Genomic DNA, 21,963 nt, shown 5'->3' on the forward strand with positions numbered 1-21,963 from the left:
GCGCGGGGTACCGCCGGAACGTTTGTACCATGCGGATGCGGACGATGAAAACATTCTCGCGGATCTGATTTTCGCGCTGGAAATTCTGGCGCTCGCCTATACTTGAATCGTCGGTTCGCGTGTTTCTTTCATGTCCCCAGAGAACCGGAGGACGTCATCATGTTCAACCATCTGCTGGTTCCCACTGACGGGTCCGCGCTCTCCGAAGCGGCTGTCCGCATGGCGGTCTCGCTCGCCAAAGAGAACAGTGCGCGCATCACCGGTCTTTATATGGTGCGGCCATTTCATATGACCGTTTATAGCGCCGAGATGGTCGGCGCGAGTCAGGATGAGGCGCACGCCGCGGATCAGGCCCGCGCGCGGCAATATCTCGAGAATCTGCGAAGTATCGCCGCCCAGGCCGGCGTCGCTTGCGATACGGAAGCGCCGACGGGATCGCATCCGTATGAGGCGATTCTCGATACGGCGAAAGCGCGGCACTGCGATCTCATCGTGATGGCGTCGCATGGGCACGGCGGAATTCGCGGGCTATTGCTCGGGAGTGAAACGCAGAAAGTGCTTACGCATAGTCATTTGCCGATTCTGGTGGTGAGGCCGCCGGAGTGATGCGTCCGCCGTCCTACCGCTCCAGATTCCCGAAACAGACATACTTCGCTTCGAGATACTCCTCGACTCCCGACGATGCCCCTTCGCGCCCCATGCCCGATTCCTTGATCCCGCCGAAGGGCGCAACTTCGTTGAACACGAGGCTGTCATTCACGCCGACGACGCCGCATTCGAGCGCTTCCATGACGCGGAATGCGCGGCTGATATCGGCGGTATAGAAGTACGCCGCGAGCCCCGTGCGCGTATCGTTCGCGAGCGTGACGACGTCGTCCTCGTCCCTGAACGGCAGCACGCTGGCAATCGGGCCGAGCACTTCGTCGCCGCATACGCTCATCGACGGATCGACGTTCGTCAGCACCGTCGGCCTGAAGAAGTTCGATCCCGGCGCGACGCGTGAGCCGCCCGCTGCGATCTTCGCGCCGAGCCTGACCGCTTCGTCGACGAGACTTTCGATGCGCGTCACCGCCGCATCGCCGATAAGCGGGCCGATCTGCGCGCCCTCGTCCAGCCCGTCGCTCACTTTCAGCAACGCGACCTTGGACACGAGCTTGGCGACGAAAGTCTCGTACACGTCCTCATGCACGAAGAAGCGGTTCGCGCACATCGCCGCCTGCCCCGAATGACGAAACCGCGCATCGAGCGCGCCCTTCACGGCGAGGTCGATGTCCGCGTCGTCGAACACGATGAAAGGACAGTTCGCCCCCAGTTCGAGCGACATCTTCTTCACGGTAGGCGCGCATAAAGTCATCAGCCGCTTGCCTTCCTCAATGGAACCGGTGAACGATACTTTCCTCACGTCGGGGCTCGCAAGCAGCGTGCTGCGAACCGGTTCGCCCTCGCCCGTCAACACGGAGAGCACGCCGCGCGGCAAGCCCGCGTTCTCGCCGAGCACGCACAGCGCGAGCGCGGAGAATGGCGTCTGCGGATCGGGGTGATGGATGACCGTGCAGCCCGCCGCGAGCGCAGCGCCGACGCGTCGCGCAACCATCGACGAAGGAAAGGTCCATGACGTGATCGCGCCGCACACGCCAATCGGCTGATGCAGCACACGTATGCGTTGATTGCGTCGCGGCGCGGGAATGTTGTCGCCGTAAATGCGGCGCGCTTCCTCGGCGAACCAGTCGAGATAATTCGCGGCCTGCGTGATTTCGGAGCGCGCTTCGTGCAGCGGCTTGCCTTGTTCGCGGCAGAGGATGATGGCGAGATCGTCGCGATGATGTTCGACGAGGCGCGCCCACTCTCTCAGCACCGACGCGCGCTCGCGACTGCTCCAGCTGCGCCAGTCCTGCAGCGCCGCGTGCGCGCACTGGATGGCCTCCGTCACCTGCTCGTCCGTGACCTGCGGCACCGAGCCGATGATTTCTTTAGTGGATGGATTGATGACAGACACGCGCGGCAGCGAAGTATTGTCGATCCACGCGCCGCCGATATACGCCGATTGTTCGAAAAGACTGGGGCACTGCAGTTCCATGGCTCGCTCCAATGCGTTGGCGCTTCGTGCAATCAGGTGCATCGAGCTTAACGCATTTTCCACTCGCCATTCGGACGCGCGCGGCATCCCGGGTATACGAATACTGCGCGCGCCGCTCACTCAACATCACCTTAATGGCTCGCGCCCTCCACCGCGCCGATGCCCGTTTCGGAGCGCACGGTCTGCGCTTCGAAGCCTGCTTTATCGACACGCGCACGCGCCGATTGATCGGTTACAGAGAAGAGCCAGATGCCGATGAAACCGATCGCCATCGAGAACAGCGCAGGCGATGCATACGGGAACGGCGCATCCGCGTAGTGGAACACATCGACCCATACGGCTTTGGACAGGACCGTCATCACGACCGCCGAAAGCAGGCCGAGAAAGCCGCCGATTGCCGCGCCGCGCGTCGTGCAGCCGCGCCACAGGACCGACATGAAGAGCACCGGAAAGTTGGCGGACGCCGCGACCGCGAACGCGAGCGACACCATGAACGCGATGTTCTGCTTCTCGAACACGATGCCGAGCACGACCGCGACGATGCCGAGCACGATCGTCGTGATGCGCGACACCTTCAGTTCGCTCTTGCTGGACGCCTTGCCCTTCTTGAACACGGTCGCATAGAGATCGTGCGACACCGCCGATGCACCCGCGAGCGTCAGGCCCGCCACCACTGCGAGGATAGTTGCAAACGCAACTGCCGAGATGAAGCCGAGGAACACGTTGCCGCCGACCGCGCTCGCGAGATGCACCGCCGCCATGTTCGTGCCGCCGAGCAGCTTGCCGCCCGCATCCTTGAACATCGGATTGGTGCTCACCAGCACGATCGCGCCGAAGCCGATGATGAACGTGAGTATGTAGAAGTAGCCGATCCACGTCGTCGCCCAGAACACCGACTTGCGCGCTTCCTTCGCGTTGGGGACGGTGAAGAAACGCATCAGGATATGCGGCAGACCGGCCGTACCGAACATGAGCGCGATGCCGAACGAGATCGCCGAAATCGGATCCTTGATGAAGTTGCCCGGACCCATGATCGACGCCTTCTTCTCGTGCACGTCGACGGCCTTCGCGAAGAGCGCCTCGGGGCTGAAGTGGAATTGCCACAGCACCATGAACGCCATGAACGATGCACCCGCAAGCAGCAAACACGCCTTGATGATCTGCACCCACGTCGTCGCGGTCATGCCGCCGAAGAGCACGTACACCATCATCAGCGCGCCGACGATCACGACCGCGATCCAGTATTCGAGCCCGAACAGCAGCTTGATGAGCTGTCCCGCGCCGACCATCTGCGCGATCAGATAGAACGCGACGACGACGAGCGTGCCCGATGCAGCGAACGCGCGAATCGGCGTCTGCTTGAAGCGATACGCGGCGACATCGGCGAAGGTGAAGCGGCCGAGATTGCGCAGACGCTCCGCCATCAGGAACGTGATGATCGGCCAGCCGACGAGAAAGCCGATCGAATAGATCAGCCCGTCATAGCCATTGCTATAAACCGCCGCCGAAATGCCGAGAAACGACGCCGCCGACATGAAGTCGCCCGCGATCGCAAGACCGTTCTGAAAGCCCGTGATGCCGCCGCCCGCCGTGTAGAACTCGGCCGCGGAACGCGTCTTCTTCGCGGCCCATTTGGTGATGAAGAGCGTCGCGATCACGAACGCGATGAACATGCAGATCGCGGTCCAGTTGGTCGCCTGCTTGACCGCCTGACCGAGATCGCCGCCTGCTGCAAATGAACTCGCGGACGCCGCGAAAAGCGCGCCCGCCGTGACGATGCGTTGCGGCTTCATGCGGCCTCCCGCTTGATCTTGTCGGTGAGTTCGTCGTACGTGCTGTTGGCGTGGCGCACATACAGCCCCGTGATGACGACCGTGAACACGATCACGAACAGGCCGATCGGCATGCCCCATGTCATGACGCCCGCGCCCATCTTCGCGGCGAGCAGATCCTTGTTGAATGCGATGAGCAGCACATAGCCGTAATAGACGACCAGCACGAGTGCCGTCAGCGTCCAGCCGAGCTTCGAGCGCTTTCGCACCAGTTCGCCGTAAGCGGCGCTCGACTTTATTTTCTCTACGATCTTCAGATCCATTTCCGTCGTCTCCTGCATGAATGCCTCGTGTACGATGCGCTGGAGACTAAGGTAAAAGCGTCCGCTTACCCGTTTCTTACGTGAAGCGTTTTCTTTCGACGGGGTTTACGCGAAGCATCGTCCATTGCTATGCACCCGATAGGCGATCCATCGTTCGCCCGGGCAGCGTCGTCGCGCTGTCGTCTTTGAGGCTCACGCCCGTCAGCTTGCGCGTGCGCGCTTCGTTCAGCAGCCACGCGAGCTTGAACGCGGCCGCGTCGTAAGCAAGTCCTTCAGGACGCACGTTCGATATGCAGTTGCGCTCCGCATCGCTGCGGCCCTGCACGGGATCGTAAGTCACATACACGCCGAGGCTCGCGGGCGAACTGAGCCCCGGCCTCTCACCGATCAGCACCGCGACGATGCGCGCCCTCAATATCGCGCCGATGCAATCGCCGAGCGCGACGCGCGCCTGAGTCGCGACGACGACCGGACCGATGCGCCATCCGTCGAGCCGCGCGATCGTTCTTTCGATGAGCGGTATCGCGTGCGTCGCCGCTGCGTTCGACGACAGTCCATCGGCGATGACGAACACGACATCCGCGTCCGTCGCGTGGGTCGCGAGACTCGCGGCGCTGTCGTCGCTCAGCATGCGGCCAAGATCCGGACGACGGAGATAAACATCGCGTGCCGAAGCGGCGCTGCATACCGAAGCACATGCGAATCGCTTCGAAGCCAGTTCTCCCAGCAACGACGAGACATCGAGCGGCCGATGCACCGCATCGCGCGCCTGCGCATGCGCGAGATTGAACGCGAGCAGCGGCGCGGTCGGCACGCTGTTGCCCGCGCGTCCCAGCGCGATGCGCGCATCGGTGAAACGGCGCAGCGCTTTCCACGGATTCTGGCTGACGCTCATCACGCCCTCATCCAGTCGTTCAGCGCGGGCCACTCGGCGCGCGTCTGAAGCATGCCGCGCGCATTCGTGATCTGAATCGCGCGCAGCCACGCTTCGAACTCCGGCGCGCGTTTCAGACCGAGCACGTCGCGCACATACAGCGCGTCATGAAACGACGTGCTCTGATAGTTCAGCATGACATCGTCTGCGCCGGGCACGCCCATGATGAAGTTCACGTTGGCCGCGCCGAGCAGCGTGAGCAGATTGTCCATGTCGTCCTGATCGGCTTCGGCGTGATTCGTGTAGCAGACGTCGCAACCCATCGGCACGCCGAGCAGCTTCGCGCAGAAATGATCTTCGAGTCCGGCGCGAGTGATCTGCTTGCCGTCGTAGAGGTATTCCGGACCGATGAAGCCGACCACGGTATTCACGAGAAACGGATCGAACTTGCGCGCGACCGCGTAGGCGCGCGCTTCGCAAGTCTGCTGATCGACGCCATGATGCGCGTTCGCCGACAACGCGCTGCCCTGTCCCGTCTCGAAGTACATCAGGTTCTCGCCGACCGTCCCGCGCTTCAGCGACAAACCCGCTTCATACGCTTCCTGCAACAACGCGAGCGAGATGCCGAACGACGCATTCGCCTTTTGCGTGCCCGCGATCGACTGGAACACGAGATCGACCGGTGCGCCGTGTTCGATCGCCGCAAGCGTGTTGGTCACGTGTGTCAGCACGCAGGTTTGCGTCGGCACGTCGTAGCGTTCGCGGAACGCGTCCATCATCGCGAGCAATTTGCCGATGGCCTGCGGCGAGTCGGATGCGGGATTGATGCCGATCATCGCGTCGCCGCAGCCGTACATGAGGCCATCGATCATCGAAGCGGCGATGCCTTGCACATCGTCGGTCGGATGATTCGGCTGCAGGCGCACCGACATGTGCCCCGGCAATCCCACGGTATTCCTGAAACGCGTGACGACCGGACGTTTCTTCGCCGCGAGAATGAGATCCTGATTGCGCATCAGCTTCGATACGGCCGCGACCATCTCGGGCGTCAATCCTTGCGATACGGCGACGAGCGCGGCGGTATCGGTCGTATCGGCGAGCAGCCATTCGCGGAACTCGCCGACCGTCAGATGCGACACGACGGCGAACGCCTCCCGCGAATGTTCATCGATGATGAGGCGCGTCACTTCATCGTCCTCATACGGAATCAACGCTTCTTCGATGAACGCCCGCAACGGCACCCTCGCCAATGCCAACTTCGCCGCCGCGCGTTCTTCTTCCGTCGCGGCGGCGATGCCCGCGAGTTCGTCGCCGGAACGTCGCGAACTCGCTTTCGCCAATAGCGTCTTGAGATCGTCGAAACGATACGTCCGAACGCCTACGGTTTCGCTGAAGCTCATACGCCGCTTCCGCCGACCGTCTTCAAACTCTTCCATTGCCCTTGCTCGACCTGAAAAAGCGTGTATGGAGGCTTGATGAGATCGCCATATGGATCGAACGAAATCTTGCCGGTCACGCCAGTGACGTTGACCTTCGCGAGCGCATCCACGATCTTGCCGCGATCGAGCGAGTTCGCATCGTGAATGGCCTTGATCATCGCGAGCGCGGCATCGTAGGCGAATGGCGCATATAGTTCGACATCCTGATTGAAGCGTGCCTTGTAGCGCTTGCCGAACTCCTGCGCGGAAGGCAGCTTGTCGAGCGCGGGACCGGGCTCGAGGTCCTGCGTGCCGTTGCCCGATGTGCCCGCGATCTGCAGGAACGCGTTGCTCTTCAGTGCGCCCGCGCCGAAGAGCTGCGTCGTCATGCCGAGCGAGCGCATCTGCTTGACGAGCATCGCGCCTTGTTCATCGAGTCCGCCGAAGAAGATCAGATCGACGTTCTGGCTCTTCATCGTCGTGAGAATCGCGCGGAAATCGACGGCCTTGTCGTTCGTGTATTCGCGCGCGACGACCTTGCCGTTGGCTTCCTTCACGCCCTTCTCGAAGGCATCGGCGAGACCTTGCCCGAACGCCGTGCGATCGTCGATGATGCCGATGCGCTTCGGCTTCATCTGCTCGACGACGAAGCGCCCCGCCACCACGCCGCCCACGCCATCGTGGCCCATCGTGCGGAACACGTTCTTGAAGCCCTGTTTCGTGAGTTGCGGATTCGTCGAGCCGGGCGTGATCATCGCGACATTCGCCTGGTGATAGACGGTCGATGCCGGAATGCTGCATCCAGAGTTGTAATGCCCGATCACGCCGACGATGCCGCTATCCACCGCTTTCTGCGCGACCTGAATCGCGACGCGCGGATCGGCCTGATCGTCGTACACCTCCAGTTCGAACTTGACGGGCTTGCCGCCGACGATGGGATGCTTCGCGTTCTCTTCGTCGATCGCGAGTTGCGCGCCGTACTGCAAGTCCTTGCCGACGCGCGCAACCGGCCCGGTCAACGGTCCGACGAACGCGATCTTCACGACCTCGGGATCGGCGGCCCACGACATCGGCATGTACGCGGCAAGCACGCCCGCGGTCACGCCCGAAAGAAAGATACGGCGATTCATGTTCATGCTCCTCAGTGAAAACGCGACGCGCGATAACTCGCGAGATCGAGTGGCGGCGAACGTCGCGCGATGAGATCGGCGACGATGCGTCCGCTCACGCCCGCGAGCGTCAAGCCAAGATGCTGATGCCCGAACGCATACACGACGCGCTCGCTCGCCTTCGATGCGCCGATGACCGGCACGCCGTCCGGCAGCGTCGGACGAAAGCCCAGCCATTCGCGATCGGGCGTGCCGAGCGCGGGCAACGCGCGCTTCGACGATACGGTGACGAGATCGAGCAGCGCGCGATTGCGCTCCTCGATGAAACCCGCGAGTTCGACGGTGCCCGCGACGCGAATGCCATCGCTCATCGGCGTCATGTAGAAGCCGCGCTCCGCCCAGCCGCACGGCCGCGATATGAGGTTCGATGCCGACGCATAACGGATGTGGTAGCCGCGCTCGGTATCGAGCGGCACGCGATCGCCACATTGCTGCGCGAATTCGCGCGAACGCGCGCCCGTCGCGACGACGACATGATCGAAGCGGCGCGCATCGCCCTCGACGCGCAACGCGACGTCCTGCACGCCCGGCTCGATCGCGTCGACCTTCTTGCGTTCGAGTTGCGCGCCACGCGCGGCGAGCCGCTCGTGCAAGGCCTGAAGAAAGCCCGCCGGATCGCTGAAATGCCAGCTATCGCGAAACAGCACGCCGCGCGCGAAAATCGGCGCGAGGTGCGGTTCGAGTTCGCGGATCGCGCCGCTGTCGAGCACATCGAAGCCGACGCCAAGCCTCTCGCGCAATGCCAGCGAATCGCGCGACGCGTCGAACGAAGCCGCGCTCGAATACAGATAAAGGCATTCGCGCGGCTTGACGAAGCGCTTCAAGGCATTGTCGTCGAGCAAGGGTGCATAGCCTTCCTGCGCACGCGACAACAACGCGGCCAGCGCCTGTGCGCTCGCTTCGAAATTCTTTTGTCGCGAGCTCATCAGAAAGCGCGCGAGCCACGGCGCGAGTTGCGGCAGATAACGCCAGCGCAATCTGAACGGACTATCGTTCGAGAAGAGAAAGCGCGGAATATCGCGGAATACGGACGGATTGTTCACCGGCACGCATCCGTATGGCGCGAACGTGCCCGCGTTGCCGAACGACGCGCCCTGCGCCACGCCCGACGGATCGAACAGCGTCACGCTGTGACCGTCGCGCGTGAGCCAGGCCGCGCTCGCCATGCCGATGAACCCCGCGCCGATGATCGCCACGTTCGACATCAGTCCTGCCCCTTCCATGCGAGCCGATTGTCTTGCGACAGGAAGCCCGTCGCCGATTCGCTCTCTTCATGACGATGATGATGCTTCGCGGCGAAGAAGTACGCCGCCGATGCGGCCGCGAGGCTCGCGAGACTCGCCATCAGTTGCGGACGCAGTTCGTGGTCCGCGCCCATGGCCGCAAGCACACCGACGATCGCGATCACGACGGCATACGACAGCCACGGGAAGAGCCACATCTTCAGCGTGAGACGCTCGGGCGCTTCGCGTTGAATGCGTCGGCGAATGCGGATTTGCGCCAGCGCCGTTGCGAGATAGACGAACAGCATCACCGCGCCCGATGCGTTCACGAGAAACAGGAACACGCCCTGCGGCGACACGATCGCGGCGACGATCGCCACATAACCGACGACGCTCGACAGCACCACCGCGAGACGCGGCACCTTGTTCGGCGTGAGCTCGAGCAGCGACTTCGGCGCATCGCCGCGTTCCGCGAGACGGAACAGAATGCGCGACGACACGTACAGGCCCGAGTTCAGCGCGGACAGCACGGCGACGAGCACGATCGCGTTCATGATGTCGGCGGCGTAGGGAATGCGCATCGTCTCCAGCGCGGCGACGAACGGCGAGTGGCCCGTCACGATGCTGCCCCACGGCACGATGCACGCGATCAGGAACAGCGAGCCGACATAGAACGTGATGACGCGCAGGATGACCGAGCGCGTCATCGCGGCGACGCTTTTCGCGGGATCGTCGGATTCGGCCGCTGCGATGGTCGCGATTTCCGCGCCGCCGACCGCGAAGATGACGGTCGGCACGGCGGCGAACACGGACATCGCGCCGAACGGCAGGAAGCCGCGATTGCCGGTGAGATGCGCCACGGCGCTGCCCGCGTGCCCGAAGCCGAGCAGATAGCCCGCGCCGATGGCGAGGAACACGATGATCGCCGCGACCTTGATCGACGCGAACCAGAACTCGAATTCGCCGTACGACTTGACCGAAAGCAGATTGATGACGGTCATCACGGACAGCAGCACGAGGCCGATGACCCAAACCGGCGCGGGTATCCAGCGCTGCAATATCGCCGCGCCGGCGACCGCTTCGACCGCGACGACGATCACCCAGAAATACCAGTACAGCCAGCCGCTCGTGAAGCCGGCCCAGTTGCCGAGGCCGATGCGCGCATATTCGGTGAACGAGCCGACGCCGGGCACGGCGAGCGCCATTTCGCCGAGCATGCGCATGACCATCAGCACCACGATGCCGGCGACGAGATACGACACGCACGCCGCCGGACCGACGGTCGCGAGCGTCGCGCTGCTGCCGACGAACAGCCCCGCGCCGATGATGCCGCCGAGCGCGATCATCGTGACGTGCCGCTGACGCAGCGCGGAGCCTAGCTTCGGTTGCGAGGTTTCAGGCAAGGACATCGGGGAATCTCCTGGGGACAAAGATCGGATGAAACGGGAAGCGCGGGATGAGACACGCACCAGACAAACTCTGATCCTAGAATCACACAATATTTTTTTGTGTGCAATTAAAAGCGCGGTTGTGTGGTGCCGGTATTTTCCCTGAGGGGAGGATGGAGCGGCTCTTGCAGAGGCGTTTCAGTCCATATACGGCCACTGCGTCGGCCATGCGCTGGGTTAGAATCGGCAGACTTCCGCACAAATCGCGGACAAAGCAATGTTTGTATGGAGACACAGATTCATGGCTTCCGACAAGGATCAGACGCTGAGCGCAAACGGCGAAGCCGACGGCACGACGAGGCGATCGACCTATATCGAGGTGTCGAGCTCCATCGAGAAGGAAATCCGCAGCGGCATGTATCCGCCGGGCAGCCGTCTGCCGCCGCAGCGGCAACTGGCGAGCGAACTGGGCATCAACGTGTCGACGGTGTCGCGCGCGTACAAAGAGTTGCAGTTGCGCGGCCTCGTGATCGGCAGCAAGCGGCGCGGCTCGCTCGTCACGGGCGGCGCGATGCCGAGCGTCGAGATGCCGCCCGCGAGCACGGGCAGCTCGGTCATCGATCTGACGGTGAACCGGCCCGCGACCGGGGAATTCCTCGCGTGCCTCGCGCGCACGATGGGCGAACTGCCGCGCGATCCGCGCTTTGCGCAATTGCAGGAATATCAGCCGCCGCAGGGGCCGTCATGGGCGCGCGCGGCCGGTGCGCGCTGGATGAGCGCGCCGGGTTTCGCGCCGACGGCGGATCAGGTCGTCGTGACGAGCGGCGCGCAGCACGGGCTGTATGCGGTCCTCAACAGTCTGATCGGCACGGACGGCGTGATTCTCGCGGATCAACTCACGTATTACGGGCTGAAGGCGCTCGCGCCCGTCTTCCAGTTCGAGATCGTGGGCATTCCGAGCGACCGCGACGGCTTGCTGATCGACGAGGTCGAGCGCGTGTGCAGGCGCGTGCCGGCGAAGGCGATTTTCACGGTGCCGAATCTGCAGAATCCCACGGTCACGACGATGAGCCTGGAACGGCGCATGGCGCTCGTCGATGTCGCGCGGCGGCATGGCGTCGCGATCATCGAGGACGACGTGTACGGGCCGCTCGTCGCGCAGCGTCTGCCGACGCTCGCGAGTCTGTGCCCCGAACTGACGTATCACATCTCGGCGACGTCGAAGATCCTCGCGCCCGGCTTGCGGCTCGGTTATCTGCTGAGCCCGCAGGACAACGCCGCGCTATGTGCGGAGGCCGTGCGTACGACGGCGTGGATGCCCGCGCCGCTGTCGATGCTGATCGCGACCGTCTGGATCGAGGACGGCACCGCGCAGCACATCATGAATGCGCAGCTCGCGGAAATCCGCGCGCGGCATGATCTCGCGCGCGAGTTGCTGCCGCAGGAATTCCTGCAATCGGATCCGGCGTGCATGTTCGTGTGGTTGAAGCTGCCGCTGCCGTGGCGCGCGGACGATTTCGCCGCGAATGCGAAGGCGCGCGGCGTCGTGGTGATGCCCTCGTCGGCGTTCGCGGTCGACCGGTCGGAAATCGAGCATGGGGTGCGCGTGAATCTCGCGTGCGCGGAAAGCCGCGATCAGCTCGTCAGCGGATTGCGGATGCTGGCGGGAACGTTGAGAGACCGGCCGCGGGCGCTGTTCGGGCATTTGTGATTCCGACTCGCCGCCGGAAAGCGCACGACGGCGGCGTCACGGCGCCCAAGTCAGGACATCGACATTTCGGTTCGGCGTTGCATTTATCGTCACGATGAATCCGACGGCTCGCTAAGCCATCCATACCTTCCCCGCCGATTCAGCACGCCAGTTCAGTAATTGCTGCGCATCCCGATCCACACCATTCAGTCAAAATGCCGATAAACGCTATGGCGTTTTCATCCGAGTTCAGCTATTAGTAGACTCGTCACGCACGTCACGCCACTCGGTGGCGAACCAAGAGCATCTCTCTGGCTATAACTCGACCGTCAAAACCGGAGGCAGCTACGCCACATTACAAGCATCAGGCTCGCGCTCGCTGACGTCGCCCTAAGTCCTGTCCCGCGCGATTTCATCGCATGGCGCAGGCGCACCGGAAATGCGCACGCTTTCCGGGCGCATCCGCCTAAACGCACACCGCGAGCATTGTCGTGGCGAGGCGCTCTGTTGGCGCGTTCGCTCATCAACGATCGGCCATCCCAACGGGGGAGGCGCCCATGGCGTTCGTGTCGGAACACGTACTGGACTGCTGCTCGTTCGCTCCACCTTCGCGCTCCATGCGCGCGCTGCGCGTGGGCGCGATCGCCGCGCTCGCGTCGCTCTCGCTCGCGGCGTGCAAGAAGCCGGCGCCGCCAGCGCAGAAGCCCGCCGTCGATGTCACCGCCGTGACTGTCACGGCGCAATCGACGCCCGTCGACTTCGAATTCACCGCGCAGACGCAAAGCTCGCGCGAGGTCGAAATCCGCGCGCGCGTCGACGGCTTCCTCGAAAAGCGCATGTACACCGAAGGCGCGCTCGTCTCGGCCAATCAGGTCATGTTCCTCATGGACAAACGGCCGTTCGAGGCCGCGCTGCAGACGGCCAAAGGCTCGCTCGCGCAACAGCAGGCGCGGCTGCTCGTCACGCAGCAGAATCTCGCGCGCGTGAAACCGCTCGCCGCGATGAACGCATTGAGCAAGAAGGATCTCGATGACGCCATCGGCAACGAAAAGAGCGCCGAGGCCGCCGTCATCGCCGCGAAAGGCGAAGTGCAGACCGCCGAACTGAATCTCAGCTACACGACGATCCGCTCGCCGCTCAAGGGCCTGTCCAGTTTCGCGCGCATCCAGGAAGGCAGTTACGTGACGCCGACGCAGGGCGGCCTGCTCACCTACGTCTACCAGCTCGATCCGATGTGGGTGAACTTCAGCATCTCGGAGAACGAACTGCTGGGCTATCGCGAGCAGATCAAGAAAGGCGAACTGCGCTTTCCGCCCGACAACAAGTTCGATGTGACCGTCATCCAGGCCGACGGCTCCGTCTTTCCGCAAACCGGTCGCATCGACTTCACGAATCCGGCGTTCAGCACGGAGACGGGCACGTTCCTCGTGCGCGCGGTGTTCGCGAATCCGCAAGGCACGTTGCGACCGGGACAGTTCGTCAAGGCGCGCGTGGCGGGCGCGGTGCGACCCAACGCGATTCTCGTGCCGCAACGCGCCGTGCTGCAGGGCGCGAAGAGTCACTTCGTGTGGGTGCTCGACGAACAGTCGAAGCCGCATCAGCGCGTCGTCGAAGTCGGCGAATGGCACGGCGACGACTGGTTCATCACGAACGGCCTGAAGGCGGGCGAACGCGTCATCGTCGATGGCGCGATACGCGTCGGCGCGGATACGCAGGTTCGCGTCGTCGCCGCACCGGCCGCGGGCGGCGCGGCGGCATCGGGCGCGCAGGAGGCGTCGCTCGGAGACGCGAAGAACGCAAGCGGCGGGACCGAAAAGTGAAGTGATTTGATCTGACGACAAGCACGTCGCGCGGAAGAGGCCAATGAACATTTCACATTTCTGCATTGACCGTCCGATTTTCGCGTCGGTCATTTCGATCATCATCACGCTGGGCGGCGCGCTGACCATGCTCGCGCTGCCCACCGCGCAGTATCCAGACATCACGCCGCCGCAGATCACGATCTCCGCGACTTATCCGGGCGCGAGCGCGGATGTGGTCGCGAACAACGTCGCCGCGCCGATCGAGCAGCAGGTCAACGGCGCGGACAACATGATCTACATGAGCTCGTCCAGCTCGTCGACGGGCAATCTCACGATCAACGCGTACTTCCAGATCGGCACGAATCCGGAACTCGCACAGGTCGACGTGCAGAACCGCGTGAACCTCGCGCTGCCGCAGCTGCCGCAGTCGGTGACGGCGCAGGGCGTGCAGGTGCAGAAGAAGTCGCAGGCGTTCATGATGGTCATCGCCATCTATTCGCCCGACGAGCGCTATGACGCGACGTATATCGCGAACTACGCGAACGTGTACGTCCTCGACGCGTTGAAGCGCATTCCGGGCGCGAACCAGAGCGCGATCTTCGGCACGCCCGATTACGCGATGCGCATCTGGCTCAAGCCCGACCGCATGGCGCAGCTCGGCATCACCGCCGCCGACGTGCAACGCGCCGTCGCCAATCAGAACCAGCAGTTCGCGGTCGGCCGTCTCGGGCAATCGCCGACTGGCGCGCCCGTCGAACAGTCCTTCGCGGTGACGACGACGGGCCGCCTCACCGAGCCTGCCGAGTTCGAGAACATCATCATCCGCGCGCAATCGGGCGGCGCGGCGATCGTGCGTCTGAAAGACGTGGGACGCGCGGAGCTCGGACAAAAAGACTATTCGATCCGCAGCCGCTTTCAGGGCAAATCGGCGACGGTGCTCGCGGTGTATCAGCAGCCTGGCGCGAACGCGCTCGATGTGTCCAAGCAGGTGCGCGCGTCGCTCGCGGAAATGAAGAAGACGTTCCCGCAGGGCATCGACTACGAAATCGCGATGGACACGACGGAGTTCACGCGCGCGTCCATCTCCGATGTGGTGCATACGTTCTTCGAAGCGGTCGTGCTGGTCGTGATCGTCGTGTTCGTGTTCCTGCAAAGCCTGCGCGCGACGCTCATTCCGGTGCTTGCGGTGCCGGTGTCGATTGTCGGCACGTTCATGGGCATGGAAGCGCTCGGCTTCTCCATCAACATGTTGACGCTGTTCGGCATGGTGCTTGCCATCGGCATTGTCGTGGACGATGCGATCGTCGTGATCGAGAACGTCGAGCGCAACATGACGGTGCACAAGCTCGATCCGAAGACCGCCGCGAAGAAGGCGATGGACGAAGTGGCCGGGCCGGTCGTCGCCATCGTGCTCGTGCTGTGCGCGGTGTTCGTGCCGGTGGCGTTCCTCTCCGGCATCACGGGGCAGATGTACAAGCAGTTCGCCATCACGATCGCGATATCGGTGGTGATATCGGGCCTCGTCGCGCTGACCTTGTCGCCCGCCCTCGCCTCCTTGCTGCTCAAGCCGGGACATCACGAGAAAAAGGGCTTTTTCCGCTGGTTCGACAATCAATTCGCGCGCATGACGCGGGGCTACACGCACCTCGTGCGGCTCGTCATCAAGCGTTTCGCGATCGCGCTGCTGCTCTTTGTCGGCATGATCGCGCTCGCCGTCATGATGATGCGCGACATTCCGACGGCGTTCCTGCCGCCCGAGGATCAGGGCTATCTGCTCGGCGCCGTCATCATGCCCGATGCCGCGTCGCTCGACCGCACCGGCGCCGTGTCCGACCGCGTGACCGAATACTTCATGAAACAGCCGGCGGTCGGCAGCATCACGACGGTCGATGGCTTCTCCATTCTCGACAGCCAGAACAAGAACAATTCGTCGACGTTCTTCGTCGGCTTCAAGAGTTTCGAGGATCGCTATACGTCGGCGAATATCCGCACGCAGAACGCGCGCGCCGTGCTCGTCGATGCTTACAAGCATCTCTCGCAGATTCGGGAGGGCATCGTCGTGCCGCTGAATCCGCCGTCGATTCCGGGCCTCGGCACGACGGGCGGCACCGAAATGTGGATTCAGAGCAAGGGCGATGCGACCATCGCACAGTTCGCCGGAATCGTCGACGATTTCGTCGCGAAGGCGAAAGCGCGGCCGGAACTGACGGGCGTGACGAGCACGTTCAACGCGTCGTCGCAGCAACTGCTCGCCAACGTCGACCGCGACAAGGCCGAAACGCTCGGCGTGCCCGTCGAGGACGTCTACAGCGCGATGCAGACGATGTTCGGCTCGCTGTACGTGTCGCAGTTCAATCGATCGAGCCGCCTGTGGCAGGTGATTCTCCAAGCGGAGCCGCAGTATCGGCTGAAGCCCGACGATCTGACGCAGATTTTCGTGAAGAGCAAGAGCGGCGAGATGGTGCCGCTCAAGTCCGTGGTCAATACGAAGTACGTGACCGGTCCCGATCTCATCACGCGCTTCAACAACTTCCCCGCGGTGAAGATCACGGCGAACGCCGCGCCGGGCTACGCGTCGGGGCAAGTGATCGCGGCGCTGGAAGACATCGCGAAGGACTTGCCGAGCGATTACGGCATCGGCTGGAGCGGCGAGGCTTACGAGGCGAAACAGTCGGGCAGTTCGTCGGCGCTCGTGTTCATATTCGGCCTCATCATGGTCTTCCTGATTCTCGCCGCGCAGTACGAAAAGTGGAGCCTGCCGTTCGGCGTGCTGATGGCGGTGCCGTTCGCGATCTTCGGCGCGCTGCTCGCGATCCTCTTGCGCGGCCTGAACAACGACGTGTACTTCCAGATCGGTTTGACGATGCTCGTCGCGCTCGCCGCGAAAAACGCGATTCTCATCTTCGAGTTCGCCGTGCTGAATCGCGAGGCGGGCGCGTCGGTCTACGACGCCGCGATGACCGCCGCCGAAGAGCGCCTGCGCCCGATCGTGATGACTTCGCTCGCGTTCATTCTCGGCTGCGTGCCGCTCGCGATCGCGACGGGCGCATCGGCGAACAGCCGGCACTCGATCGGCACGGGCGTGATCGGCGGGATGCTCGGCGCGACGGTCATCGCCGTGTTCTTCATCCCGATGTTCTTCTGGGGACTCGAAACGATGTCCTCCCGCTCGAAGAAGAAGAAAGGCGCCGAAGCGAGCGCGCCGGATGCCAAGCAGACGCACGGCGGAAGCGGCCAGAACGCGTCGCCGTCCGCTCCGGACAAGGGAGACTGACATGCGGCGCGCCAGCCTCGTTCACTCGTTTTCGGGCATCGCCGCGGCGCTGTCGCTGTCCGGCTGCCTGCTCGGCCCGAACTACTCGCGTCAGCCGGTCGAAACCCCGGCGACGTACCGCTTCGCCGCGCCCGAAGTCGCCGACGCCGCGAACTCGGAATGGTGGCGTCAGTTTCAGGATCCGGTTCTCGACGAGCTGATCTCGACGGCGCTCGCGAACAACAAGGACGTCAAGATCGCGGCGGCGCGCGTCGATCAGTTCATGGGCCAGTTCGTCACGACGCGTTCCTTGCTGTTCCCGCAGATATCGGCGGGCGCGACGGCCTCGCGGCAGCGCGCGTCGGCGGCGGGACCGCAACCGCTCAACGGCTTCGGGCCGGTCTACAACGACTTCCAGGCGTCGATCGCCGCGTCGTGGGAGCTCGATCTCTTCGGCCGCACCCGGCGTCTGACCGAAGCCGCGCGTGCGAATCTGCTGTCGAGCGAAGAAGGACGGCGCGCGACGATCCTGTCGCTGGTGGCGTCGGTGGCGTCGTCGTATCTGAATTTGCGCAGTCTCGACAAGCAGCTCGAAATCGCGAAGGCGACGACGCAAAGCCGCGCCGAATCGGTGCATGTGTTCACGCTGCGCTTCGAAGGCGGCGAAGTCTCGCAGATGGAACTCGCGCAAAGCCAGTCCGAATACGAAGCCTCGCTCGCGACGATTCCGCAGCTCGAAACGCAGATCGCGCAGCAGGAAGACGCGCTGTCTATCCTGCTCGGCGCGAATCCCGGGCCGATCGTGCGCGGCCGAACGCTCGGCGAGATGGCGACGCCCGTCATCCCCGCCGGCCTGCCTTCGGACTTGCTGGAGCGCCGGCCCGATCTGCTGCAGGCGGAACAGGATTTGATCGCGGCGAACGCGCTGATCGGCGCGGCGCGCGCGCTCTATTTCCCGCAGATTTCGCTGACGGGCCTGCTCGGCACCGCGAGCGGCCAGTTCTCGTCGCTGTTCACGGGGCCGTCGCGCATCTGGTCGTTCGCGGGACAGGTCACGCAGCCGATCTTCACGGCGGGCAACATCTCGGGTCAGGTGCAGTCCGCCGAAGCGCAGCAGCAGGCGGCGCTGCTCACGTATCAGAAGGCGATCCAGGTCGCGTTCCAGGAAGTCGACGACGCGCTCATCGCCTCGCAGAAACTGCACGAACAGCTCGAAGTGCAGGGCCGCCAGGTCACGGCGCTCGCGACCTACTCGCGCCTTGCGCGGGCGCGCTACGAAGGCGGTTATACGAGTTACATCGAAGTGCTCGACGCCGAGCGCAGCCTCTTCAACGCGCAGTTGTCGGCGACGCAGACGCAGGCCGCCGCGCTCGTGTCGTTCGTCACGCTCTACAAGGTGATGGGCGGCGGCTGGGTCGTCGCAGCCGACAAGATGACGACGCAACAGCAGTCGGCCACGCCTTCCGCCGATTCGCCCAAACCGGGCCAGCCCGCTTCGCAGACGGTGCAATGAACACGGTCACATCGGAGGATCGCGACGCGCGGCCGCTGATCGCGTGTCACGAATGCGATCTGATGCAGCGCGAGTGCGACGTGCCGCCCGGCGGCACGCTGCGCTGCTGCCGCTGCCGCGCCGTGCTGTACCGGCGCCGCGGGCGCGGCTTCGATCGCGCGCTCGCGTACGCGCTCGCCGCCTGCGTGCTGTGGCTGATCTCGAATGCGTTTCCGATCGTCGGTCTCGCGGTGAACGGCGATCTCGTCGAGACGACGCTCTTCGGCGCCGTGCGCGTGCTCTATCGCGACGGCATGTGGCCGCTCGCCGCCCTCATCTTCTTCACGACGATCCTGATGCCCGCCGTGCAGGCGCTCGGCATGGTGTGGCTGCTGCTGCCGCTTTATCTGGAGCGCCGGCCGTGGCGCGCCGACACCGTGTATCGCCTGCTGCGCGTCGCGCGCAACTGGGGCATGACCGAAGTGCTGATGCTCGGCTTGCTCGTCGCGGTCGTGAAGCTCGCGCATATCGCATCGGTGGTGACGGGGCCGGCGCTGTGGTCGCTCGCCGCGCTGATGCTGCTGCTCGTCGCGGCGTCATCGTCGTTCGATGAACGCGCCATGTGGCAGCGCGTCGAAGGCGCGCCGCCCGGCATGCCCGCCGACACGCCGCTCAAAGGGCGCACGGCGGCGGAAAGCGGCATCTGCGTATGTCACGATTGCGGCCTTTCCACGCGCGGCATGCAGCACCGCGGCCATCTGTGCTGTCCGCGCTGCGGCGCGCATTTGCATCTGCGCAAGCCCGCGAGCCTTTCGCGAACCTGGGCGTATCTGATTTCGGCGGCGATCCTGTATATCCCGGCGAACATCCTGCCGGTGATGAACACGAGCTCGCTCTTCGGCGCGCAGAAAGACACGATCATGAGCGGCGTCGCGTATCTGTGGACGTCCGGCTCGCCGCCGCTCGCGGTGCTCGTGTTCATCGCGAGCATCGCCGTGCCGATGCTGAAGATTCTCGCCATCGGTTATCTCGCCACGAGCGCGAATCTGCGCATGACGCAGCAGAGCGCGTTTCGCGCGCGCGTCTACCGTATCGTCGAATTCGTGGGACGCTGGTCGATGCTCGATATCTACGTGATCGCCGTGCTCGTCGCGCTCGTGCAGTTCAGCGCGATGGCGACGATCGAGGCCGGGCCGGCGGCGATCGCGTTCGGCGCGGTCGTCGTGCTGACGATGTTCGCGGCGATGTCGTTCGATCCGCGCCTGATCTGGGATTTCTCGCCGACTCGGGAAGGTACGCGATGAACACGCCCGATGCCGAAGTCGTGCCGAAGAGGCGCTGGCGCATTCCGTGGGTCTGGATCGTGCCGCTGGTCGCCGTGGCGATCGGCATCTGGCTCGCGGCGCAGGCCGTGCTGGAGAAAGGGCCGACCGTCACCATCAGCTTCAAGACCGGCGAAGGCCTCGAAGCCGGCAAGACGAAGATCAAGTTCAAGAACGTCGACATCGGCCTCGTCAAGACGGTCGCGCTGTCGAAGGATTACACGCGCGTGATCGCGACGGCCGAGCTGACGCGCGACGCGACCAACATGCTCGTCGACGACACGCGCTTCTGGGTCGTGCGGCCGCGCGTGGCGGGCGGCTCGGTGTCGGGCATCAGTACGCTGCTGTCGGGCGCGTATATCGGCATGGACATCGGCCGCTCGAAGCAGGACCGGCGCGATTACACCGGCCTCGAAACGCCGCCGATCTTCGCGAGCGACGTGCCGGGGCGGCAGTTCATCCTGAAGGCGACCGATCTCGGCTCGGTCGATGTCGGCACGCCGATATATTTCCGCCGTCTGCAAGTGGGCCAGGTGACGGCGTTCGAACTCGACAAGGACGGCAGCGGCGTCACGCTGCACGTATTCGTCAACGCGCCCTACGACCGTTACGTGAACGCCGATTCGCGCTTCTGGCAGGCGGGCGGCATCGACGTGACGCTCGGCACCGACGGGCTCAAGGTCAACACGCAGTCGCTCGTGTCGATCCTCATCGGCGGACTCGCGTTCGAGACGCCCGCCGTGTCGCTCAGTTGGGCGGAAGCGCCGCGCGACACCGTGTTCACGCTGCATCCGACACGCGCCGATGCGCTGCGCGTGCGCGAAAGCATCGTCGATAAATATGTCTTCGCGTTCGATGGTTCCGTGCGCGGCCTCGCGGTCGGCGCGCCGGTCGAATTCCGCGGCATTCAGATCGGCGAGGTGTCGGCGATTTATACGCGCTTCGATCCGGTGACGAAGCGCATCAGCATACCGGTCGAGGTGAATCTGTATCCGGAGCGTTTCACGTCGCGCTTCGCCAACGTGCCGAAGGGCGGCCGCCTCACGAACGACCGCAAGGAGCTCGCGGACCTGCTCGTCGCGCGCGGCATGCGCGGGCAGTTGCGCACCGGGAGCCTGCTGACGGGCCAGTTATATGTGTCGATCGACTTCTTCCCGGCTGCGAAGAAAGCGAGCATCGACTGGAGCCGCACGCCGCCCGAAATGCCGACGACGCCTAGCGGCCTCGACTCGTTGCAGGATTCGGTCAACCGCATCATGACGCGCATCGACAAGCTGCCGATCGAGGAGCTGACGGCGAGCGCGCGGCAGACGCTCGACAGCACTACGCGGCTGATGCAGGGCCTCAACACGGAAGTCGTGCCGCAGGCCGCGACGACGCTCGCCGCGGCGCGCGCCGCGCTCGATGCCGCGCATTCCACGCTGATGCCGGATTCCGGGCTGCAGCAGGACACGGCCGAAGCGATCCGCGAACTGACGCGCACGGCGGTCTCGTTCCGCAGTCTCGCGGATTATCTGCAGCAGCATCCGGAAGCGTTGCTGCGCGGCAAGCCGGAGGACAAGAAGTGATGCGGCCCGTACTCGTCTCTCTCGTTCTTTCGATGGCGATGCTCGCCGGATGCGCCTCGCCGAGCGCGAGCTTTTATCGCTTGAGCGCCGATCCGTCGCTGACCGCGGCGACCGCGCGCGCCGCATCGAGGCCGGTGATCGTCGGACCGGTGACGGTGCCCGATCTCGTCGACCGGCCGCAGATCGTCACGCGCAGCACCGACAACGAAGTCACGTTGAACGAATACGCGCGCTGGGGCGAGCCGCTCAAGAGCAGCATCGCGGATGCCATCGCGGGCGATCTCGCGCTGCTGCTCGCATCGGATCAGGTCGCGCCTGCATCGCGCGCCATCGCGGATGCGAACGCGTGGCGCGTGCGCGTCGATATCCAGCAGTTCGAATCCGTTCCCGGCGATGCCGTCGCGATCGATGCGCACTGGTCCGTGCGCCGCTTCGGCGACGACAACGCGCTGACCGGCCGTTCGCTCGTGCGCGAGCCGGTCAGCGGAAGCGGCTGGGATGCGCTCGTGGCCGCGCACAGCCGCGCGCTCGCGAGCGTGAGCAGGGATATCGCGGGGGCGATCGGGGGTAGTGGGCTCAAGTAGAAGCGCCC

The 21,963-nt window shown here is 64.2% G+C and carries 16 protein-coding genes; 8 read left to right on the top strand and 8 right to left on the bottom strand.

Features of this window, described 5'->3' with window-relative positions; all coding sequences use genetic code 11:
- Positions 1 to 159 precede the first annotated feature (159 nt).
- Entirely contained in the window at positions 160 to 606 is a 447-nt protein-coding gene (locus NCS03_RS22345) for a universal stress protein (RefSeq protein WP_250529813.1), read from the top strand.
- A gap of 13 nt (positions 607 to 619) precedes the next feature.
- Here NCS03_RS22345 and NCS03_RS22350 read toward each other — a convergent pair whose 3' ends face one another.
- From NCS03_RS22350 to NCS03_RS22385, 8 genes are all read right to left on the bottom strand, one after another.
- Positions 620 to 2,077 carry an NAD-dependent succinate-semialdehyde dehydrogenase gene (locus NCS03_RS22350; protein WP_008348458.1) on the bottom strand — a complete coding sequence of 486 codons (1,458 nt, stop codon included), beginning with the start codon at positions 2,075 to 2,077 and terminating at the stop codon, positions 620 to 622.
- Positions 2,078 to 2,208: 131 nt separating this feature from the next.
- Positions 2,209 to 3,870 (bottom strand): cation acetate symporter, encoded by a 1,662-nt coding sequence (locus NCS03_RS22355; RefSeq protein ID WP_008348460.1) that lies wholly within the window; start codon positions 3,868 to 3,870, stop codon positions 2,209 to 2,211.
- A complete protein-coding gene (locus NCS03_RS22360; protein WP_008348462.1) occupies positions 3,867 to 4,172 on the bottom strand; it encodes a DUF485 domain-containing protein in 306 nt (101 codons plus the stop codon). The genes NCS03_RS22355 and NCS03_RS22360 overlap by 4 nt, the downstream gene beginning before the upstream one ends.
- A 127-nt stretch (positions 4,173 to 4,299) precedes the next feature.
- Positions 4,300 to 5,067 carry an ethanolamine ammonia-lyase subunit EutC gene (gene eutC / locus NCS03_RS22365; protein ID WP_250529814.1) on the bottom strand — a complete coding sequence of 256 codons (768 nt, stop codon included), beginning with the start codon at positions 5,065 to 5,067 and terminating at the stop codon, positions 4,300 to 4,302.
- A complete protein-coding gene (locus NCS03_RS22370; RefSeq protein WP_250529815.1) occupies positions 5,067 to 6,446 on the bottom strand; it encodes an ethanolamine ammonia-lyase subunit EutB in 1,380 nt (459 codons plus the stop codon). Before NCS03_RS22370 ends, eutC begins: the two co-directional genes overlap by 1 nt.
- Positions 6,443 to 7,594 carry a branched-chain amino acid ABC transporter substrate-binding protein gene (locus NCS03_RS22375; RefSeq protein ID WP_250529816.1) on the bottom strand — a complete coding sequence of 384 codons (1,152 nt, stop codon included), beginning with the start codon at positions 7,592 to 7,594 and terminating at the stop codon, positions 6,443 to 6,445. Before NCS03_RS22375 ends, NCS03_RS22370 begins: the two co-directional genes overlap by 4 nt.
- 11 nt (positions 7,595 to 7,605) lie before the next feature.
- The gene (locus NCS03_RS22380) at positions 7,606 to 8,838 is read right to left on the bottom strand and encodes an NAD(P)/FAD-dependent oxidoreductase (RefSeq protein ID WP_250529829.1); all 1,233 of its coding nucleotides are present in this window, start codon (positions 8,836 to 8,838) and stop codon (positions 7,606 to 7,608) included.
- The gene (locus NCS03_RS22385; protein ID WP_008348471.1) at positions 8,838 to 10,265 is read right to left on the bottom strand and encodes an amino acid permease; all 1,428 of its coding nucleotides are present in this window, start codon (positions 10,263 to 10,265) and stop codon (positions 8,838 to 8,840) included. The genes NCS03_RS22380 and NCS03_RS22385 overlap by 1 nt, the downstream gene beginning before the upstream one ends.
- A gap of 280 nt (positions 10,266 to 10,545) precedes the next feature.
- On the opposite strand from NCS03_RS22385, the gene NCS03_RS22390 reads away from it, so the two are divergent.
- The 7 genes from NCS03_RS22390 (at position 10,546) to NCS03_RS22420 (ending at position 21,955) form a co-directional block, all read left to right on the top strand.
- Positions 10,546 to 11,955, top strand: coding sequence for an aminotransferase-like domain-containing protein (locus tag NCS03_RS22390; protein ID WP_250441068.1), 1,410 nt, complete (start codon positions 10,546 to 10,548; stop codon positions 11,953 to 11,955).
- A 536-nt stretch (positions 11,956 to 12,491) separates the two neighbouring features.
- Complete coding sequence (locus tag NCS03_RS22395) at positions 12,492 to 13,754, top strand: efflux RND transporter periplasmic adaptor subunit (protein ID WP_008348475.1); 1,263 nt, start codon at positions 12,492 to 12,494, stop codon at positions 13,752 to 13,754.
- Positions 13,755 to 13,797: 43 nt separating this feature from the next.
- Complete coding sequence (locus tag NCS03_RS22400) at positions 13,798 to 17,010, top strand: efflux RND transporter permease subunit (protein ID WP_175981170.1); 3,213 nt, start codon at positions 13,798 to 13,800, stop codon at positions 17,008 to 17,010.
- Between the two features lies 1 nt (position 17,011).
- Positions 17,012 to 18,502 (top strand): efflux transporter outer membrane subunit, encoded by a 1,491-nt coding sequence (locus NCS03_RS22405; protein WP_008348477.1) that lies wholly within the window; start codon positions 17,012 to 17,014, stop codon positions 18,500 to 18,502.
- A complete protein-coding gene (locus tag NCS03_RS22410; RefSeq protein ID WP_008348479.1) occupies positions 18,499 to 19,785 on the top strand; it encodes a paraquat-inducible protein A in 1,287 nt (428 codons plus the stop codon). The genes NCS03_RS22405 and NCS03_RS22410 overlap by 4 nt, the downstream gene beginning before the upstream one ends.
- On the top strand, positions 19,782 to 21,371 hold the full coding sequence (locus NCS03_RS22415) for a PqiB family protein (protein ID WP_175981172.1): 1,590 nt from the start codon (positions 19,782 to 19,784) through the stop codon (positions 21,369 to 21,371). Before NCS03_RS22410 ends, NCS03_RS22415 begins: the two co-directional genes overlap by 4 nt.
- A complete protein-coding gene (locus NCS03_RS22420; RefSeq protein WP_008348482.1) occupies positions 21,371 to 21,955 on the top strand; it encodes a PqiC family protein in 585 nt (194 codons plus the stop codon). Before NCS03_RS22415 ends, NCS03_RS22420 begins: the two co-directional genes overlap by 1 nt.
- The last annotated feature ends 8 nt before the right edge of the window (positions 21,956 to 21,963 follow it).

Source organism: Caballeronia sp. ATUFL_F1_KS4A, assembly GCF_023630905.1.
GTDB lineage: Bacteria > Pseudomonadota > Gammaproteobacteria > Burkholderiales > Burkholderiaceae > Caballeronia > Caballeronia zhejiangensis.

Excerpts from the sequence above, each read along its gene's own strand:
- NCS03_RS22345 (WP_250529813.1), top strand. The coding sequence starts at position 160 with ATGTTCAACCATCTGCTGGTTCCCACTGACGGGTCCGCGCTCTCCGAA.
- NCS03_RS22350 (WP_008348458.1), bottom strand. The coding sequence starts at position 2,077 with ATGGAACTGCAGTGCCCCAGTCTTTTCGAACAATCGGCGTATATCGGC.
- NCS03_RS22355 (WP_008348460.1), bottom strand. The coding sequence starts at position 3,870 with ATGAAGCCGCAACGCATCGTCACGGCGGGCGCGCTTTTCGCGGCGTCC.
- NCS03_RS22360 (WP_008348462.1), bottom strand. The coding sequence starts at position 4,172 with ATGGATCTGAAGATCGTAGAGAAAATAAAGTCGAGCGCCGCTTACGGC.
- eutC (WP_250529814.1), bottom strand. The coding sequence starts at position 5,067 with ATGAGCGTCAGCCAGAATCCGTGGAAAGCGCTGCGCCGTTTCACCGAT.
- NCS03_RS22370 (WP_250529815.1), bottom strand. The coding sequence starts at position 6,446 with ATGAGCTTCAGCGAAACCGTAGGCGTTCGGACGTATCGTTTCGACGAT.
- NCS03_RS22375 (WP_250529816.1), bottom strand. The coding sequence starts at position 7,594 with ATGAATCGCCGTATCTTTCTTTCGGGCGTGACCGCGGGCGTGCTTGCC.
- NCS03_RS22380 (WP_250529829.1), bottom strand. The coding sequence starts at position 8,838 with ATGTCGAACGTGGCGATCATCGGCGCGGGGTTCATCGGCATGGCGAGC.
- NCS03_RS22385 (WP_008348471.1), bottom strand. The coding sequence starts at position 10,265 with ATGTCCTTGCCTGAAACCTCGCAACCGAAGCTAGGCTCCGCGCTGCGT.
- NCS03_RS22390 (WP_250441068.1), top strand. The coding sequence starts at position 10,546 with ATGGCTTCCGACAAGGATCAGACGCTGAGCGCAAACGGCGAAGCCGAC.
- NCS03_RS22395 (WP_008348475.1), top strand. The coding sequence starts at position 12,492 with ATGGCGTTCGTGTCGGAACACGTACTGGACTGCTGCTCGTTCGCTCCA.
- NCS03_RS22400 (WP_175981170.1), top strand. The coding sequence starts at position 13,798 with ATGAACATTTCACATTTCTGCATTGACCGTCCGATTTTCGCGTCGGTC.
- NCS03_RS22405 (WP_008348477.1), top strand. The coding sequence starts at position 17,012 with ATGCGGCGCGCCAGCCTCGTTCACTCGTTTTCGGGCATCGCCGCGGCG.
- NCS03_RS22410 (WP_008348479.1), top strand. The coding sequence starts at position 18,499 with ATGAACACGGTCACATCGGAGGATCGCGACGCGCGGCCGCTGATCGCG.
- NCS03_RS22415 (WP_175981172.1), top strand. The coding sequence starts at position 19,782 with ATGAACACGCCCGATGCCGAAGTCGTGCCGAAGAGGCGCTGGCGCATT.
- NCS03_RS22420 (WP_008348482.1), top strand. The coding sequence starts at position 21,371 with ATGCGGCCCGTACTCGTCTCTCTCGTTCTTTCGATGGCGATGCTCGCC.